Annotated in this window: 15 protein-coding genes; 7 read left to right on the top strand and 8 right to left on the bottom strand. The window is 67.2% G+C overall.

The features are described 5' to 3' along the window. Positions 1-13 precede the first annotated feature (13 nt). Positions 14-997, top strand: a complete 984-nt coding sequence (locus JE033_RS06435) for a YihY/virulence factor BrkB family protein (protein WP_200330206.1) — start codon at positions 14-16, stop codon at positions 995-997. On the opposite strand, the gene JE033_RS06430 is transcribed toward JE033_RS06435, so the two are convergent. After that, positions 963-2,774 carry a sigma-70 family RNA polymerase sigma factor gene (locus JE033_RS06430; RefSeq protein ID WP_200330205.1) on the bottom strand — a complete coding sequence of 604 codons (1,812 nt, stop codon included), beginning with the start codon at positions 2,772-2,774 and terminating at the stop codon, positions 963-965. The genes JE033_RS06435 and JE033_RS06430 overlap by 35 nt on opposite strands. Before the next feature lie 293 nt (positions 2,775-3,067). Between JE033_RS06430 and JE033_RS06425 the strand changes: the two genes are divergently transcribed. Continuing rightward, positions 3,068-3,310: a hypothetical protein gene (locus tag JE033_RS06425; protein WP_200330203.1), complete on the top strand. Its 243-nt coding sequence runs from the start codon at positions 3,068-3,070 to the stop codon at positions 3,308-3,310. Positions 3,311-3,381: 71 nt separating this feature from the next. Continuing rightward, a complete protein-coding gene (locus JE033_RS06420; protein ID WP_200330201.1) occupies positions 3,382-4,689 on the top strand; it encodes a thymidine phosphorylase in 1,308 nt (435 codons plus the stop codon). A gap of 51 nt (positions 4,690-4,740) precedes the next feature. On the opposite strand, the gene JE033_RS06415 is transcribed toward JE033_RS06420, so the two are convergent. The 4 genes from JE033_RS06415 to JE033_RS06400 form a co-directional block, all read right to left on the bottom strand. Then, positions 4,741-5,664 carry an ADP/ATP-dependent (S)-NAD(P)H-hydrate dehydratase gene (locus JE033_RS06415; protein ID WP_200330199.1) on the bottom strand — a complete coding sequence of 308 codons (924 nt, stop codon included), beginning with the start codon at positions 5,662-5,664 and terminating at the stop codon, positions 4,741-4,743. Then, positions 5,661-7,421, bottom strand: coding sequence for a phospho-sugar mutase (locus JE033_RS06410; RefSeq protein ID WP_200331071.1), 1,761 nt, complete (start codon positions 7,419-7,421; stop codon positions 5,661-5,663). Before JE033_RS06410 ends, JE033_RS06415 begins: the two co-directional genes overlap by 4 nt. 370 nt (positions 7,422-7,791) lie before the next feature. Further along, a complete protein-coding gene (locus JE033_RS06405) occupies positions 7,792-8,952 on the bottom strand; it encodes a PucR family transcriptional regulator (RefSeq protein ID WP_200330197.1) in 1,161 nt (386 codons plus the stop codon). A gap of 64 nt (positions 8,953-9,016) precedes the next feature. Further along, the gene (locus JE033_RS06400; RefSeq protein ID WP_200330195.1) at positions 9,017-10,252 is read right to left on the bottom strand and encodes an NAD(P)/FAD-dependent oxidoreductase; all 1,236 of its coding nucleotides are present in this window, start codon (positions 10,250-10,252) and stop codon (positions 9,017-9,019) included. A gap of 305 nt (positions 10,253-10,557) precedes the next feature. Between JE033_RS06400 and JE033_RS06395 the strand changes: the two genes are divergently transcribed. The 4 genes from JE033_RS06395 to JE033_RS06380 are packed head-to-tail and all read left to right on the top strand — an operon-like array spanning position 10,558 to position 14,583. Further along, complete coding sequence (locus tag JE033_RS06395; protein ID WP_090146561.1) at positions 10,558-11,688, top strand: extracellular solute-binding protein; 1,131 nt, start codon at positions 10,558-10,560, stop codon at positions 11,686-11,688. Between the two features lie 5 nt (positions 11,689-11,693). Then, positions 11,694-12,611, top strand: a complete 918-nt coding sequence (locus JE033_RS06390) for an ABC transporter permease (RefSeq protein ID WP_090146563.1) — start codon at positions 11,694-11,696, stop codon at positions 12,609-12,611. Beyond that, on the top strand, positions 12,611-13,396 hold the full coding sequence (locus JE033_RS06385; RefSeq protein WP_200330193.1) for an ABC transporter permease: 786 nt from the start codon (positions 12,611-12,613) through the stop codon (positions 13,394-13,396). The genes JE033_RS06390 and JE033_RS06385 overlap by 1 nt, the downstream gene beginning before the upstream one ends. Before the next feature lie 5 nt (positions 13,397-13,401). Further along, complete coding sequence (locus tag JE033_RS06380) at positions 13,402-14,583, top strand: ABC transporter ATP-binding protein (RefSeq protein ID WP_090146566.1); 1,182 nt, start codon at positions 13,402-13,404, stop codon at positions 14,581-14,583. A 60-nt stretch (positions 14,584-14,643) separates the two neighbouring features. Here the strand turns inward: JE033_RS06380 and JE033_RS06375 are convergent, their stop codons facing one another. From JE033_RS06375 to JE033_RS06365, 3 genes are all read right to left on the bottom strand, one after another. After that, entirely contained in the window at positions 14,644-15,942 is a 1,299-nt protein-coding gene (locus tag JE033_RS06375; RefSeq protein WP_200330191.1) for an MFS transporter, read from the bottom strand. Between the two features lie 201 nt (positions 15,943-16,143). Next, positions 16,144-17,394 (bottom strand): Xaa-Pro peptidase family protein, encoded by a 1,251-nt coding sequence (locus JE033_RS06370; RefSeq protein ID WP_200330187.1) that lies wholly within the window; start codon positions 17,392-17,394, stop codon positions 16,144-16,146. A gap of 79 nt (positions 17,395-17,473) precedes the next feature. After that, the gene (locus JE033_RS06365) at positions 17,474-18,229 is read right to left on the bottom strand and encodes a TetR/AcrR family transcriptional regulator (protein ID WP_200330185.1); all 756 of its coding nucleotides are present in this window, start codon (positions 18,227-18,229) and stop codon (positions 17,474-17,476) included. Between the last annotated feature and the right edge of the window lie 20 nt (positions 18,230-18,249).

The following is an 18,249-nucleotide window of genomic DNA, read 5'->3' as shown; positions in this document are numbered from 1 at the left end:
TTACAGTGGCTGAATGACGTCGCCCCGGAGTTCCTCCACACGAGTGGAGGACTCCGGGGCGACGCGCGTTTCCGAGGTCGTCGAACGCGGCAGACGGCGATGGCGATGGGCCCAGCAGCTGCGACCCGTGCGCACGTACATGCACTTCTCCGACGTCGGCGGAATCGTGCTCTCCGGAGGCATGAGCTACCAGGCCCTCTTCGCCGTCTTCGCGGCGCTCTGGTTGGGCTTCGGCATCTTCGGGATCGTGCTGCGGGGCCGACCGGAACTGCTCGAAACGCTGGTCGCCCAGATCAACCTCTTCATTCCCGGGCTCGTCGGGAGCGGAGGAGCCGTCTCGATCGACGAGCTGATGAGCGCACGCGCCTTCGACTGGTCGAGCGGCATCGCGGGGTTGGTGCTCGTGTGGGTCGCGCTGAACTGGTTCACGGGCACGCGCCGGTCGATCCGCATCATGTTCGGACTCGAGGTGCGTCTCTATCGGAACCCCGTACTGCTGAAACTGCGGGACTTCGTGCTCGCGATCATCTTCTTCGCCGCGATCCTCGTATCAGCGGCGCTCACCGTGCTCAGCTCCAATGTGGCCGATCAGTTCCTCTCGTGGATCGGTGCGGATCATGCGAACTGGTTCGTGGGTACGCTCGGCACCGTTCTGAGATATGCCGCGGTCTATGTGTTCGATCTCGTGCTGCTGGTCGCCATGCATCGCTACCTCGCCGAGGTCCGAGTGCCGCGGTGGCGCCTCATCGTCGGCTGCGGCCTCGGCGCCCTCGTGATGCTCGGACTCAAAGCGCTGGGCGGCGTGCTCATCGGCGGCGCCACGAGCAATCCCCTCCTCGCCACCTTCGCGGTGTTCGCCGGCCTCCTGCTCTGGTTCAATCTCATCTGCCGCACGCTGCTGCTGACATCGTCCTGGATCGTGACGGGGATCAATCCGGAACTCGGTCTCCCGAACGATCAGTTCACTGAGTCGCGCAGTACGCCGGGGCACCGCTGAGCTCGTTGCTCGCTTCGAGCGGGAACAGCGTCCACGGAGACGCTCGCCCGTCGGCGAGGCGCAGCTGGATCTCGATGATCGCCGCGGTGGGGTCTCCGACCGATGGTGCTCGCAGAGGGATCGGCGTGCTCGTGTACCACCGCGCATCGCCGAGGACCTGCATCTGCTCAGGGTGCTCATTCGTCTGCCCATGATCGATCACGCGCGCGAACACGAGTGCGCCGTGCAGCGCTGAGCGACCCTCGATGTAGACGCGCCCATCGCCGCACCGCGCCCAGCGGGGCTCGAACGGAGTCAGCGACGGATCGCCCGTCTCCTCCGGATCGGGATCGGGATCTGGATCTGGATCTGGATCGGGATCGGGATCGGGGCCGGGCTCAGGTTGCGGCTCAGGGGCCGGATCGGGCCGCGGGTTCGGCTCCGGAGACGGCTGCGGTTCGGCCCCCGGGCCCACATCGATGCCCGGTGTCGCGTCGGCATCGGGTCCCTGGCTCGGAGGGGCATCGGTGCCGGCCGGCGTCGCTTCGAGGACCGGCGAACCGTTCGCCTCGGTGTCTGCTGCGCCCTCGTCGTTCGACCGGTCCTCGAGCATCGCGCCGGCGTCGCCCTCCGCCGACTCGCTGCTCGACCGGTCGGCGCCGTCCCCGGTTCCCGGCTCCGATCCGTCTTCGCCGTCGCCGTCCGATCCCGCTCCGTCCGCTCCACTCGTCGGTTCGGAAGCGAGCGCGGGCGTGCTCGGCGCGTCGGACTGCGACAGGAAGAGCGCTCCGCCGCCGATGACGATCGCAGCCGCAGTGGCCGCGGCGATCAGCAGGGTGCCCGAAAGGCCGCTCAGGATGCCGCCGGCCGCAGTACCCGCTGCGCCAGCGCCAGACCCGGAGCCGCCGCCGGCAGGAGTGACTGGCGACGCCCCGCCAGTCGCGCCGTGCGGGATGCTCCCTGCGGGGCCCCGTGCGGAATCCGCGGCCAACCCAGCCGCAGTGGCGGGTGCCGTCCCGCCCACACCGCTCAGGAAGCCGAGCGTCGGGCCCCCTCCGAGCAGGACGCCGACGAGTACGAGAGCCAGCTGACGATTGAGGACGGAGTACTCTGCGGCGACACCTGCGCAGCTCTCGCACGTGTCGAGGTGAGTCGACACGGCCTGGCTCGCCGCTGCGGTGAGCTTTCCGCGCTGGTATCGCTGCAGATGATCGAGCGTGGTGCCGCATGCTGCATCGCGAAGCTCGCGATCGATGTGAGCCTCCACCCATGCCGACTGGAGCGCTTCTCGCGCCCGTTTCGCGAGCGCCGAGACGCCGTTGGCTGAGAGCCCGAGAATCCTGGCGACATCGCGCGGAGGCATTCCCTCGACTTCGGTGTACCAGAGCACGGCCTGCCACCGCTCATTGAGGCTCTCGAATGCTCGTGCAGCCGCGTTCCGGTCGAAGGCGTGGTCTTCCCAGGGGCCGGCCTCGGCGAACTCGGGAATGCGCTCCAGCTCGTCGCTCGTGTCCTCCGGCCGGCGCCAGACGTCTGCGGCGATGGTGCGAACCGTTCGGTACATGTACGGCCGGAAGGCCCCGTGCGGGCCGCGGCCGTCGAGAATGAGCTCGAGGATGCGCAGATACGCCTCTGAGACGATGTCCTCTGCAGAAGAGCTGGTTCCGAAGTGGCGAGCAGCCGCGAGACCGGCCCGAGAGTGGCGCTGCCAGAGCACCGCGAACGCTGACGTGTCGCCCGCCCTGACGATGTCGAGCAACTCCGCGTCGGAACGCTCCGCGTGCGCTGATTCTGGCATTCGGGGTCTCCTCACGATCCGGCTACCCCTGTGAATGAAAGCTGCGCGAGCGCCGCCTTCTGATCACCGCGACCGTTTCGCGGAAAACCCCCACTTCTAGTATGCGTCGCACTCACGCAAATCTCGAACGTGAAACATTTTTCGAGGTTCTCTCCAAGCGAGCGTCATGATCCGCCGATCTCCCCGTTATATGTCCGAGCTCGGTTCCCGTCTCCCCAACCCCAGGGACCCCCGGGGCGGGAGCCGAGCGCTCATCTCCGGCCCACCCCTCGATCCCGTTCTGGAGCAGACCGATGCGCACCGCTTCTCCGATCACCCGGCACCTGCGACTGATGGCAGTGCCAGCTGCGGCTGCGGTGACGATCGCCGGAGCGTGGATCGATGCTGCTATAGGGGTGCCGGAACGCACTCGCTCGTCCGACGCGGCCCCCGGTGCGTCATTCGCCGAGACCCTGATCTGCATGAGCGCAATCGGCGCGTTCGGCACCGCACTCCTCACCAGAGTCGGGGCGCGTAAGCGACGGCACCGACTCTGAATCAGCCCGCGCCAGGGAGCGGCGGCGGATCGCCGGCCCTGAACTCTCGCACAGCGGTTTACGCTGGAGACATGGAGCAGCAGCGCGCGGTGGAGCCATACGACGTCGTCGATCTCATCACGACCAAGCGGTTCGGGCGAGCCCTCGATCCTGATGAGATCGCCTGGCTCATCGACGCGTTCACGCGCGGCGTCGTCGCTCCAGAGCAGATGAGTGCGTTGCTCATGGCCGTGGTGATCCAGGGCATGGGGCGTGACGAGATTCGAGCCATGACCGAGGCGATGATCGCGAGCGGCGAGCGAATGGACTTCACGGCCCTCGGGCGACCGGCCATCGACAAGCACTCCACCGGCGGCGTCGGCGACAAGATCACGTTGCCGCTCGTCCCGTTGCTGGCATCGCTCGGAGTCGCAGTGCCGCAGCTCTCGGGACGGGGACTCGGCCATACCGGAGGGACCCTCGACAAACTCGAGTCCATTCCCGGTTGGCGGGCTTCGCTCAGCACTGAGGAGATGATCACGATGCTCGCCGATATCGGAGGCGTGATCTGCGCCGCCGGTTCAGGACTCGCCCCGGCGGATCGCAAGATGTACGCCCTGCGCGACGTCACGGGCACGGTGGCGGCGGTGCCGCTCATCGCCTCGTCGATCATGAGCAAGAAGATCGCGGAGGGCGCCGGCGGGCTCGTGCTCGACGTGAAGTTCGGGTCGGGCGCGTTTCTCCCCGGGCTCTCGGACGCGCGGGAACTCGCGACCACGATGGTGCACCTGGGCGCCGACTCCGGGCTCGAGACGGTTGCGCTGCTCACCGACATGGATGCGCCCCTGGGGCGCGCCGTCGGCAACGCGAACGAGGTGCGCGAGTCGATCGATGTGCTCGCCGGGGGAGGCCCGGATGATGTCGTCGAGCTCACCCTTGCGCTGGCCGGGGAGATGCTCGCGTTGGCCGGCATGTCCGACGTCGATCCCGCTCCCGCACTGCGAGACGGGCGGGCGATGGACTCCTGGCGGCGGCTCGTGGCCGCCCAGGGCGGCGACCCGCAGGCCACGCTCCCCGAAGCGCACGAGCACGAGGTCGTGCGGGCAGGCTCGGACGGGATCGTGCAGCGAGTGGACGCCCGCGCGGTGGGCGTCGGCGCATGGCGGCTCGGCGCTGGGCGAGCTCGGCCCGGCGATCCGGTCGATCATGCGGCGGGGGTCGAGGTGCTCGTGCGCCCCGGCGACCGGGTCGTCGCGGGCGATGCGCTCTTCATCGCTGGGTGCGACCATGCGGGAAGGATGGCTCGCGGTCTCGAAGTGCTCCGCGGTGCGGTCGAGCTCGGGAGTACCGTTCCCGATCCTCGTCCGCTCGTCGCGGGTCGTATCATCGCCGACGGGTGACTGCGGAGGGGTGACTGCGACCGGTGACTGCGACGGGTGAGGACGCAGGGCTCAGGCCTGTCGAGCGAGGAGCTCCCCCAACACGTGAGGGATCGCGGCGGCTATCTCGAGGGCTGTGACCGGGCGGCCTGAACCATCGGCCGATTCATCACCGGAAGCGTGGCGCGCCGCGCGATCGTGCAGCACCGCTGCGGTGGCCGCGAGGCGCGCCAGGAGGCCGGGATCAGAGCGCGCATCTGCGCTCCGACCAGCCACGAGGGCGCCGAGAAGCCCGGCGAGCACGTCACCCGTTCCCGCGCTTGCGAGCCACGGGGTGGCCGGGCCGGAGCGCCGCACCCAGCCGTCGGGGGAGGCGCAGATGGTCACCGATCCCTTCAGCAGCACCGTCGCGCGAACTGCCGACGCGAGCTGCGCAGCGGCTCGTGCCCGGGGCCCCGGCTCGATGCCGCGCGGATCCCATCCTTCTGGCAGGCCACCGAGCCTCACGGATCGCCACAGCCGCTCGAATTCGCCGCCGTGGGGCGTGAGGATCAGGGGCGCGGCGCGGACCGAATCGTCGACGACGAGGTCGAGTGCTCCCGCATCGACCACCACGGCCGCGTCGCCCGCGAGCAGGCCGCGCAACTGGGCTAGTTCTGCAACCGAACGCGACGTCGCATCGGTACCCGAACCGATGACCCAGGCATCGCAGGGCCGGCCCACCGGCGGGCCGATCACCGTCTCGGGTCGCGCCTCGAGCACTGCCGCCGCAGCGGTCGGCAGCCCGTACGGTGGCGCGGACTCGTCATCGGGCGGAACATAGCGCACCATGCCGACCCCGGTGCGCCACGCGGCGCTCACACCGAGCACAGCGGCACCCGGATAGTGAGCGGCACCGGTGCGCATGCCGAGCACGCCCCGCCGATACTTATCGTCATGCGGGCCGGGCGCTCGGAGCATCTCCGCCGTGTGGCGCTCGGTCCAGCGTGCGATCATGCCGACTGCGCTCCCGTCTGCAATCCCTCCAGATACTCGCGAACCGAGCGTTCCAGGTCGCCCAGGGAGTGCTCTGCCGCCGCGCGTCGCTCTGCGGCGGAGCCCACGTCGCTGAACGTATCGAGGTACACCTTCAGCTTGGGCTCGGTGCCGCTCGGCCGAATCATGACCCTCGAACCGTTCGCGAGGTCGTAGCGAAGCACATCGGCGGGAACCTCGGCTGCGCCGGGCACGAGCAGGTCGCGGGTCTCGACGACCGGCGACGCGCCGAGTTCCCGCGGCGGGTCCTCCCGCACGCGAGCCGACAGCGCGGAGGCCGCGGGCATCGACGGCAGCCGGAGCGTCACCTGGCCGCTCGCGAAATGACCGAAGCGCTCGCTCGCCTCGTCGAGACGGTCCCAGATCGTGCGTCCCTGCGAGGCGAGCTCCCGAACCATGGCGACGGCATCGGCGCTCGCCGAGATCCCATCCTTGTCGCGCACGACCGCCGGATGGATGAGATAGCCGAGCGCCTCTTCGAATCCGAAGACCAGGCCCGGTACGCGCGATACCCATTTGAAGCCAGAGAGCGTCTCCGCATACGTGAAGCCATACGCCTCGGCGACGGCACGGAGCGCAGGGGAGGAGACGATGGTGCACGCCAGGGCGCCGCTCACGGCCACCTGGCGCTGCTTCGCGCGTGCAACGGCCCGCTCCGCTGCGCGCCAGCCCAGCAGCAGGCCGAGCTCATTGCCCGTGAGCCGCCGATAGCCCGACGCCTCGGCATCGTGCGGGGCTGCGAGGGCGAGGCGATCCGCGTCGGGATCATGAGCCACGATGAGGTCGGCGTCGACGGCGCGCGCCGTTCGGTATGCGAGGTCGAGTGCGCCTGGCTCCTCTGGGTTCGGGAAGTCGACGGTGGGGAAGTGGCCGTCGGGCAGCAGCTGCTCCCGCACCGGGATCACTCGGGGGAGGCCTGAGGAGCGGAAGACGCGCTGGGCGAGGTCGGCCCCCACCCCGTGCATGGCGGTGTAGACGACGCGGATATCGGTGTCGGTGCCGATGGACACGCCTGGGGCGTCGAGTCGCTCCGGCAGACCGGCGAGCACGGCGGCCGACGTCTCCGACACGTAGGCGTCGGCGACACCGCCGCCCAGCACCGAGTACCCGTGCGCACGCGGAATCTGCCCCACCGGGGTGGCGGCGATGCGTTCGATGTGAGCGGCGATCGCGGCGTCCGTCGGAGGAGCGATCTGGGAGCCCGCGTCCTCATCGCCGAGATACACCTTGTACCCGTTGTCGCGCGGGGGATTGTGGCTCGCGGTGATCATGATGCCCGCCGACACATCGAGGTGCCGGACGGCGAAGGCGGTGAGCGGAGTCGGGCCCGCTTCGGGGAGCAGGTATGCCGAGATGCCCGCACCGCTCATGACCTCCGCCGCGTCGCGCGCGAACGTCGCGGAGCCGATGCGACCGTCGTACCCGATCACCACGGAGGGCGCGTCGCGGGACGCACGTCGCTTCGCCGCTTCCCAGAGGTATGCGGCGAAGCCGGCGGTGGTCTGCGATACCACGACGCGGTTCATGCGCATCGGGCCGGCGCCGATCCGCCCGCGCAGGCCCGCCGTGCCGAACGCGAGACGGCCTCCGAAGGACGCCGACAGCTCGCCGATGGCCGCTTCGTCACCGCGCCTTGCTCGCTCGATCAGCGCTCGGGCCTCGGCGCGTGTGCTCGCGTCGATGTCGGCGTCCGCCCAGGCCGTCGCCTCGGCGATCATCGTTTCCAGGTCGGCGGTCGTCAGCTTCTCGTCGTCGCCCGCATTCCGCGCAGCATCGGCTGCGCGCGCCCTCCGCGGAGAGTGTGTTTCGGATGATGCCATCGCGGCGTCTCCCTTCCCCTGGTCATGCCCGTTTCAAGCTACCACTCTCGGGCTGGAGCCATGCCGCCGTGCGATGATGGTGTGCGCGTTCGAACTGCGAATGCACCTGCGTCGAGGGGAAAGTCCTATGTGCTCACCGGTTCGTTGTTCCACGTGCAACAAAGTGACGTGGACCGGGTGCGGCCTGCACATCGAAGAGGCGCTCGCCGGGTTCGAGAAGGATCAGCTCTGCACCTGCGAGCGGTAACGGTCGCGCGTCTGCTCTCGCTCACGTCAGGTCGGCGCTGGGCTCGCTGATCGAGTCGTCGGACGGCTCGAGATCACCGCACCCGATCGCTGCCTGGATCGCGAGCCAGCATTCTGCCGCGTCCTCCATCGAGGAGAGATTGCGATCGATGATCTTCTCGATGCGCGAGATGCGCGCGATCAGCGTCTGGCGATGCACGTAGAGCCGCTCTGACGCGCGGACCCAGCTTCGGTTCTCCTCGAGGAATGTTCTGAGCGTCTGCGTCAGTGCCGTGCCGCGCTGTTCGTCGTAGGTGCGCAGCGGACCGAGTACCTGCCGCGCAATGCGTCGGAGCTGATCGGGGTCGCTCGGCAAGAACAGCGACGTCGCGTCGTGCTCGGCGTATGCGAGCAGCCGACCGGCTTCGTGATTGCGGATCAGCGCGCGGCGAGCCTGCTGCATGGCGACGGGGAGCTCGTCGATCAGATGGAAGCGGGCGCTCGCACCGATCCCTCCGTTGCGCTCTGCGAGGGCCTCGAGCACCGCGCGCGGTTCGGGACCCGACTCCACGAGGAGGAGCAGCTGGCCATCGCGCACGATGGCGAGCATCGCGGTCTCGGCTGCGGCGAAGAGCGACTGCGCTTCGGCGAGCGCAGCCCGCGGATCCTTCGGCTGTGCAACGGCGCAGATGAACGGCGCTCCCACCCCGAAGCCGGAGAGGAGACGCGCTGCGGCCGTCGAGGGCACTGTCCCATCGCAGAGCTCGGACAGGAGGAGCGCTCCGTGCAACTGCTCGAACTGCTTGGAATCCGCTGCGGGGAGGCCGAGGGCGGCGCTCGCGACGACCCGGGCGACCATGCTGAATCGCACGTCGTGCGCGGTCTCGAGCACCGGGAAGCCGATCTGGGTGGCGTGCGCGAGGGCCGCAGCGTTGAACGGCGCCCGCATCATCGTGGCGTCGACGGCGATCGCGGCGATGCCCGCGGCGTACATGCCGTCGAGGTACGCGCACTGCTCGGCGTCGCCGCCGGGAACTGCGATGCCGGTCGTCATGACGAGAGTGTCCGGGCCCAACCAGCGCCAGGGGTCGGCCAACTCGCAGACGTGGGCCCATGACACCGGCCGATCTTCTCCGACACCCGGCGTGAGCGACGACGTTCCGATCGCCCGAAGCGCGAGGAGAGACCCGACCGTGAATGTCATGGCGTCTGCTCGCACCTCGGCGAGGGCGAGCCCGGCCCTCGTTCAGCAGCTCGCGACCGGGGCATCATCTCGGAGGGATCATGGCGGTCAGAATCGCCTCTGCCGCTCGGTACCCTGACGCGACGGCGCCCGACAGCGATTGCGCGGTCCCCGTGTGCTCGCCCGCGATCGCGACGCGTCCGGCCGGCTGCTCGAACACCCGGGCGTCGCCCGTCTCCCAATCCAGGTTCGCGGCCGAGTACGAACCGCGCGCCCACGGATCGTCGGCCCAAGTGGTCAGGAGAACCTCGCCGTCGATCTCGAGCTCCGGTCTCATGCCGCGCAGCGCGCGCGTCCATCCCTCTGGCCCGTCCGCGACGTTCAACGCGCCGAGCGCGGCGGGCCCGCCGGCGAAGGACGACAGCGCATTGATGCGATGCTCACCGTCCACGGAGAGAGAGCGCCACGACCACCAGGTGTGATCGGCGTTCTGCAACGCGATGTCTGCATCGACGCGAGCGAGCGGCACCCCGAGCTTCGCGGCGACCCCCATGAACCGGTGGTCGAGCGCGCGCTGCTGCTGCTCTGGCAGCGAGAACCCGAGGTCCAGCTCCCGCAGGAGCGGGAGCGGGACCGCGATGACGGCAGCGTCGGCGTCGAGGCGAGAGCCATCGTTCAAGTGGACCTGCACGCCCATCCCGGACTGGTCGACACCGGTGATCGGATGCTCGAGCCGCACGCGATCGCCGAGCCTGCGCGCCAGCTCGATCGACAGTGACTGATTGCCCCCGACGAATCGCCCGCCGTCTTCGATGTACCCGTTGGCGGTCGACGATTCGTGGAGCAGCACGGCCTCCGCGCTCACGAGGCTCGGATCCGCAGCGGCTGACGTGGTGGTGCGCCGATACACCGGATCGAGCCGGTAGTCGGTTCCCAGGGTTTCCGCGAACACGCGCTCGAGCGATACGCCGACTTCGCCATCGGCGAGCATGGAGCGCAATACCTCCTGCACCCGTGCGACGGTGTCGTTCAGCTCGGCGAAGGTGATGACCCGGCCATTCACCGTGCGTCGGCCGTAGCGCACGTTGTGGGACATGATCGGCACCCCGACTTCCGCCGAGAGTCGGCGGATCGGGAACTCTGTGGGGAAGATGTACTCGCCGCCGCGCTCGGTCATCTCGCCATTGCCGAGCCGTTGTGACCACGTGCGGCCGCCGACCCGGTCTCGGGCCTCGAGCACGGTGCACCGATGCCCGGCCTTGCCGAGCTCCCAAGCGGCGGTGAGACCGGCGAGCCCAGCTCCGATGACGACGACGTCCATGCGCGTTCCTCCTTGAACAGCGAGCGATGTACCTCCCCCATCGTAGGATCGAGCCTTCGAAGATGCGAAGTCGAGCAGCGGAATCAGGCCAACTCCTTAGGTTCGTACGATGCAGATGCGCCGATCCGTACGATGCTATGAAACTTCGAGATCGCGGTAACGAAGGGGTAACAGCAAGCGTCATCGGCGCACCGCCGCGGCTACCTTCGGGAAGACCCGCCGAGCCCGGATTCGTGCATGACTCGCACGATTCGGAAGCACATGCTTCGGACGCGGGGACCCGTCACGATGAAGTGAGGAACGAAATGACTATTCTGAAGAATGCCCGAACGCGGCGAGGAGTCGCCGTCGTCGCGGGTACGGCCGCCCTCGCACTCGCACTGATCGGGTGCAGCGGCGGCGGCGCCGACCAGGAGCCCCCGCCGGAGCGGGACCTCGGTACTCCGGTTGCGGGGGAGATCGCGGAGGGCGCGCTCGACGGCGCCACCTTGACGTTCGCAGGGTCGGGCGGTGTGTTCCAGGACGGTCAGACCGAGGCGCTCTGGGACCCGTTCGCCGCGGCGTCGGGAGCCACGGTCAATCAAGATGCGTTCGACGCGGGCAAGTTGAAGGCCATGGTCGACAGCGGCAACGTCAGCTGGGACATCGTGAACACGACCCAGTTCGATACTGCGCGCGGGTGCGGAACGCTCTACGAGGAGTACGACTACGACCAGATCGACATCTCGAAGATCCCCGAGGGCACGATCACCGACAAGTGCATGGTGCCTCAAATCCTGTACGGCCTCGTGGTCGTGTACAACACGGACGAATTCGGCGATGATCCTCCGACCAGCGCGGCAGATTTCTTCGACACGAAGAAGTATCCGGGCAAGCGCACCGTGAGCCAGTCGACCTACGTCGATCCGCAAACCGTCGAATTCGCGCTCACGGCACAGGGGAAGGATGTGCAGAACATCACCCCCGAAGACATCGAAGGCGCGTTCGACATGTATCGCGAGCTCGGTGACGACGGCATCGGATGGACGACGGGCGCCCAGGCTCAGCAGCAGCTCGAAGCGGGTGAAGCCGTCATGGGGCTCGTCTGGTCGGGCCGCGGATACGGAGCGGCTGCCGCAGGAGCCCCGGTCGCGCCGATGTGGGACGAATGGATGATCATGGTGGATTCGAACGGGATCCCGAAGGGCGTCACCGACAAGCAGGCTGCCTTCGCCGCCGTCAACTACTCGATCGGCGCGGAGCAGCAGGCCAAGATGACCGAGCTCACCTCCTACGGCGGGGTCAACATCGACGCGAAGCCCGAGGTGGACGATCAGCTGGCGGAGTGGATGACGACCGAGCATCTCGATACGGGGATCGCCCCCAACGTCGATTTCTGGGTCGAGAATTACGACGCCCTCGCGGCCGCCTGGGCCGGTTGGGCCACCGGTAACTGATCATCATGACTGAAACCACCGTCGCCGGGGGCGTCGCAGCAGCGCTGACCGCCGCCCCCGGCGCGGATGTCGATGGGCCGAAGCAGCGGGGGCCGAGAAATTGGCGCCCGCTGCTGCTGCTGGTCCCGGCATTCGTGATCGTCACGCTCTTCTTCCTCGCGCCGCTCGTCGACGTGTTCATCCGCTCAGTGACGGACCCGGTGCCGGGAATCCAGAACTACCAGTGGCTCTTCACGACCGAGGCGAACCTGAACGTCGTCATGCGCACGTTCGGCACCGCGATCCTCGTGACCTTCGTGTGCCTGCTCCTCGCGTACCCCTACGCCTACCTGATGACCATCGTGACCGACCGCACGCGCAATCTGCTGCAGCTGTTCATCATGATGCCGCTCTGGACCTCCATCCTCGTGCGCACGCTCGCGTGGATGGTGCTGCTGCAAGATACCGGCCCTATCAACGGGTTGCTGGAATCGCTCTTCGGATTGGGGCCGATTCCGTTGATCCGCACCACGTTCGGCGTGGCCCTCGGCATGTCGCAGGTTCTGCTGCCGTTCATGGTGCTGCCGCTCTACTCCTCGATGGCGAAGATCGACAAGCGCCTGCTGCCGGCCGCAGCGAACCTGGGCGCCAATCCAGTCACGGCGTTCTTCACCGTGTACCTGCCGCTCTCGCGGCCGGGCATCTTTTCCGGCAGCGTCACGGTCTTCATCCTCGGCCTCGGCTTCTACATCATCCCCGCGCTGCTGGGATCGTCGAAAGAGATCATGATCTCCGCGCTCATCCAGCAGCAGATCAGCGTGTTCCTGATGTGGGGACAGGGCACCGCGCTCGGTGTCTTCCTCCTGCTCTGCACCATTCTGATCCTCGTCATCGTGTCGCGGTTCAACAAGCACGGCAGCCTGTTTCCGGGGGTGGACCGCTGATGACCTCGAAGCGTGTTCTCGGCGTGTTCGCCGTCCTGATCGTGATCTGGCTGATCGTGCCGACACTCGTGATCGTGCCCATGTCGTTCAACGAGGCCTCCTCGTTCAACTTCCCGCCCAAGGGGTTCTCGACCCGCTGGTATGAGAACTTCTTCACCGATCCGAGCTGGTTGAAGGCACTGTTCTCTTCGCTCCAGGTCGCGGTGATCACGATGATCGTGGCGACGGCGGTGGGAGTGCTCGCCGCACTCGGCCTCTCGAAAGTGCGTTTCCGCGGAAAGGGTCTCGTCGAGGGGTACTTCCTGCTCCCGCTGATCGTGCCTGGGATCGTGCTCGCGGTCGGCCTCTATTCGCTGTTCCTGCGCCTGGACCTGCTCGGCACCCTGCCCGGCTTCGTGCTGGCGCACACCATCGTCTCGATGCCGCTCGTCATCACGAACGTGATGGCGTCGCTGCAAGGGCTCGACCCGCGGCTCGAACAGGCCTCCGCGAGCCTGGGCGCGGGCAAGGTGCGCACGTTCTTCAGCATCATCCTGCCGTTGATCGCTCCCGGGGTGACAGCCGGCGCCCTGTTCGCCTTCGTCACCTCATTCGACGAGGTGATTCTCTCCCTGTTCATCCAGTCCCCCTCACTGCAGACGCTGCCGGTGAAGATCTTCAACAGCGTCACGCAGACCAACGACCCGACGGTGGCCGCTGTCGCCGTGATCACCATGCTCACGTCGGTGATCGTGATGCTCATTGCTCAATTCGCCACACGGAAGAGAAAGCGACCAGTCTCGTGAACGCTATGACCCACAGTGAGATCCCGGTGCCCGACGGGCACGAGCAGGAGCTGCGCGCCGTCGGTTTGAACACCTCGGCGATCCACTCGATCGGCGAGGCGGGCATCAGCCTGAATCGCGTGACGAAGCGCTACGGCGAGAGCACGGTGGTGAACGAGATCGACCTCGTCATCGAACCCGGCGAATTCATGACCTTTCTCGGCCCGTCGGGGTCGGGGAAGACCACGACGCTGAACATGATCGCGGGGTTCACCTCCGTCACCGAGGGGCACCTGCACATCTACGGCAAACCGGTCGCGAAGCTGCCGCCGCACAAACGCGACATCGGCATGGTGTTCCAGAATTACGCGCTTTTCCCCCATAAGACCGTCGAGGAGAACATCGCCTATCCGCTGCAACGACGCAAGCTGAGCAAAGCGCAGCAGAAGGAGAAGGTCGCCGCGGCGCTCGGAATGGTGAGAATGGGGGAGTTCGGCGACCGCTATCCGTCGGAACTCTCAGGCGGGCAGCAACAGCGTGTCGCGCTCGCGAGAGCGCTCGTCTACGAGCCGCGCGTCCTGCTGATGGACGAGCCGCTCGGCGCGCTCGACAAGAAACTGCGCGAATGGCTGCAGACCGAGATCAAGCGCATCCATCGCGAGGTCGGGTCGACGTTCGTCTACGTCACCCACGATCAGGAGGAGGCGTTGTCGATGTCGGATCGCATCGCGGTCTTCAACAACGGCAGGCTCGAGCAGGTGGGCACGTCGGAAGACCTCTACGAGGCGCCCCAGACACTCTTCGTCGGGCGCTTTCTCGGCGAATCGACCGTGCTGCTCGGCAAGGGGATCGCGGTGGGGGAGCGCCAGACGGCGATCGAGGTCGCCGGCCATCGTGTCGTCGCAGACGGGCAATCGCGACACGAAGATCTCGCGATCCTGATCCGACCCGAGAATCTCCGGCTCGAGCCCGTCGGCACGGTTCCCGGAGAGTCGCAGAACGCGATTCCGGTGACGATCATCGATGTGACGTACCTCGGCGCCTCGCGGAGATACAGCGTGCGGTTGCCCGACGGGAGCGAGGGCGCGGTGCGGCTCGGGCAGGAGGCGCGCATTCACAATCGCGGCGACGAGGTCGCGATGATGTGGGAGGTCGCCTCTGGCGTCCTCCTCATCGACACGGGGGATGCCGGCGAATCGACGACATGAACCGCGAACGCCCGCGCGCACTCGGGAAACCGGGTGCGCGCGGGCGTTGACGAGCGAGCGTCAGGCGTCGATGTCGACGTCCTTCGTCTCCTTCGTGAGCAGCAGGGACACGAACGTCACGAGGCCGGCACCTGAGAGGTACAGGCCGACGAGCAGCGGACTGCCGTCGGCGAGGCCCCAGAGCCACACGGCGACGATCGGAGCGAGCGCGGCGCCGAGAATGGACGAGACGTTGTACGCCACGGCCGAGCCGGTGTAGCGCACGTTCGTCGGGAACATCTCGGGGAGGAACGCGCCCATCGGTCCGAACGTCAGGCCCATGAGCGTGAAGCCGAGCGCGAGGAAGAACATCACCATCGGTGTGCTGCCGCCGCCGAGCATCGGCACGAAGAGCAGACCGAACAGGACGATCGCGCCGGTCACGACGAGCAGGGTCTTGCGGCGGCCGAAGCGATCGGCGAGCGGGCCGGAGACGAGCGTGAAGATGCCGAAGAACACGACGCCGAACACCAGCATCAGGATGAAGGCGTTGTACGTGTAGCCGGCCCCGGGCACCTCCGCGTCGGTCGGACGCGTTCCGTACGTGAGCGTGTACGAGGTCATGAGGTAGAACAGCACGTACGTCGCGAGCATCGCGAAGGTGCCGAGGATCAGACCCTTCCAGTGGAACCGGAACGCTTCCGCGATCGGCATGCGCTTCACTCCGCCTGACTGCTTGGCCTGCTCGAAGGCGTGCGACTCGACGAGCTTGAGACGCACCCAGAGGCCGACGATCACCATCAGCGCTGAGAAGAGGAACGGGATGCGCCATCCCCATTCGAGGAAGGCCGCCGAAGGCTGACCCGGGTTCGCCGGATCGGCCAGCAGGTGGTTGATCACGTAGAAGAGCATGTTCGCGATGATGAAGCCGATGGGGGCGCCGAGCTGCGGGAACGTGCCGTACCAGGCGCGCTTGCCAGCCGGAGCGTTCTCGGTTGCGACGAGCGCGGCGCCGGACCACTCTCCGCCGAGTGCGAAGCCCTGCGCGAGTCGCATGACGAGCAGCAGCACGGCCGCCCACACGCCGATCTGCGAATGCGTCGGCAACAGGCCGATCGCGAAGGTCGCGATGCCCATCGTGAGGAGCGAGGCGACGAGCGTGGTCTTGCGGCCGAGGCGATCGCCGAGATGGCCGAAGAAGATCGCGCCGACAGGTCGCGCGAGCATGGCAGCGCCGAAGGTCGCGAACGACGCGAGCAGCGCGGTCGTCTCGTTCTCAGAGGGGAAGAAGAGGTGCGGGAAGACGAGCACGGCTGCAGTCGCGTAGACGTAGAAGTCGTAGAACTCGATGGTCGTGCCGACGAGGCTCGCGAGAATCACGCGTGAACGCGAGTTGCGAGGCTGAGTCGATGGGAGGGAAGTGGTGGCTGACACAGTGCGGCTTTCGAAAAGGATTGCGTGTGTGCGAGCAACTCGAACCCGGATCGGGCTCAGTGCGCGACGTCGGGCGTGCCCGCTTGTGGCAGACCCCGTAATAATACGCAGGATCCGCGCCGATTTCACTTCGGCGCGGATCCTGTGTTAGCGCCCGACCACCATGATCTCGTGCGGGAGCTTCGAGAGGAGGCTCGTGCGGTCGTCCTCAATGATGAACGTATCGAGCAGCCCGATGCCGCACATGCTCTCGAAGTTCGCGACCATCCCCGACTCGAAGACACGATCGTCGTCTTCGCCTCCGACCACAGTGAACTTCCACTCTCCGACCCAGTCGGGAGGGAAGGCGATTCCCATCTCGTAGCCGCCGATCCAAACACTCGAATTGAGGTCGAAGACACCGGCGTCGCGATAGTAATCGTAGAGTTCAGCATTGACGTCACCGATCCGCACTCCTGGTCTGGCGCGGGACGTCAGGATGTCGAATCCTCCGGTGAGCACTTCCAGGAGCCGCACGGCGCCTGCCGGTGGTTCTGCGAACGCGTAGAGCTGCGATCGGTTGGAATGGTAGCGCTTGTACACACCGCAAGGGTCGACGTCGAGGAAATCATCTTCGGTGATGATGCGATGCCCTGAGATCTCGTGGTAGACGCCGAGCGCGGCGAGGCCGACGAATGCGACCTGGTGCAGGCCGGCCGGCTCGCCGCCGGCGCTCGAGAGGCCGCGGATCAACTCCCCGTGGGCCTCGAGCTCCGTCATGCCGGGCCGCAGCACATTCGCAAGGTGCAGCAGACCGGCATCGCAGATCTCAGCGGCCTTGCGGATCGCGACGATCTCAGCGGGAGACTTGATCATGCGCACACGACGCGCGGTGAGCGTGCCGTCGACCACGCGGGCGCCGGCGTCGAGCAGAGCGCCCTCCATCATCTTGGAGACGGCGGGGTTCGGGATCGCCGAGAAGAGCTCGAGACCGACTCGCGAATCGGCGGCCCAGCCCTCGCTCGCGATCTCCGACACGATGTAGCGCAGCATTCCGCCTCGCTCATACCTGGGCAGGAGGCGGACGTCCGTCGCCGCTGAGGTGCGACGGATCATCTCGGCGTGCTCGACTCCTTCGAACAGGATGAACCCCGCGTCGACGCGCACGACGGTGCACGTGAGCGGACGCCAGTCTCGCGGTCCGTTCGCCTTGTACCAGCGGAGCGCGAGCCCGTGCAGCCAGTTCTGGGCCTCAGGTGAGGAGAGGATGAGGGTATCGACTCCGTCTTCCGCCATCGCGAGCTGCAGCCTCGCGAGTCGCGCTGCGTATTCCTCGGGCGGGAATGCGATGTGGGGATCGGTGCCGGTGATGCGTTCCTGCTGCTCTGCGAGGAACTGCGTGATGGATGGATCGAGCATGCTCACCTCTGAGGGTCTCTGGGCGGATGGGTCGACGTGGCCCATCGGCGCGCCGTCGCACCGTCATAATAACATATTATTACTCCTGTTCATCGGTGCTCGTCATGCTGAGAAGCGCGCCGGCGACAACCTCCGGGGTGAGCGGCCGAGGTCTGGCGAGGACATCGCGCTCCACGAGGTCGGTGACGAGGTGCTCCGCCTCTGCCGGCGTGACGTTGAGCTGAGCCGTGATCCATTCGTCCAGAATCTGCAGCATCATCTCCGCGGAGACGAGCTCTGGCTCGGCGAGTGTGCGGATCGAGAGCCCGTCCATCAGGGCGAGGAGCCCGGTGTTCAAATGCTGCGGCGTGGAGCCGACGGGAAGTCGTCCGTCGTCGGCGAGCTGCTTGAGGGCCGTGCGCAGGGGTTCTGCCCAGATGCGGTAGACCTGCGTCGCGACTTCCCGAAGATGCCCTGACCTCCCGGATGCGGCCCAGAGTTCGCTCCAGAAGCCCCAGCGCTCGGGGAAGTCGACGGTCCCGAAGACGTGCAGCCGATTCATCGCGTAGATCATCTGCAGCGGGTCGTCGATGGCCTCCGCCCGCAGTGCGCTCTCGTGGGAGATGACGCGCATCATCACCGTGAAGGTGGCATCCACGAGGTTCTCGCGGGTGTCGAAGTAGTGCTGGATGAGCCCGAGGCTCACGCCGGACTCCCGCGCGATGTCTTTGAGCTTGGCGGCGGCGACGCCGTCGCGGGAGATCACTCGGACCGCACCGGTCAAGATCTCCGCTCGACGGCGGGTCGCCAGGTCGATGGTGCTCGGTGGCGCGGGGAGTGCTGCAGTGCTGTCCACGCATAGTCCTCTCAATTCGA

The organism is Leucobacter sp. L43, from assembly GCF_016597785.1.
GTDB classification, from domain to species: Bacteria; Actinomycetota; Actinomycetes; order Actinomycetales; family Microbacteriaceae; genus Leucobacter; species Leucobacter alluvii.
The sequence above is the reverse complement of the archived record's forward strand: the minus strand, read 5'-3'. Positions and strand labels throughout refer to the sequence as shown.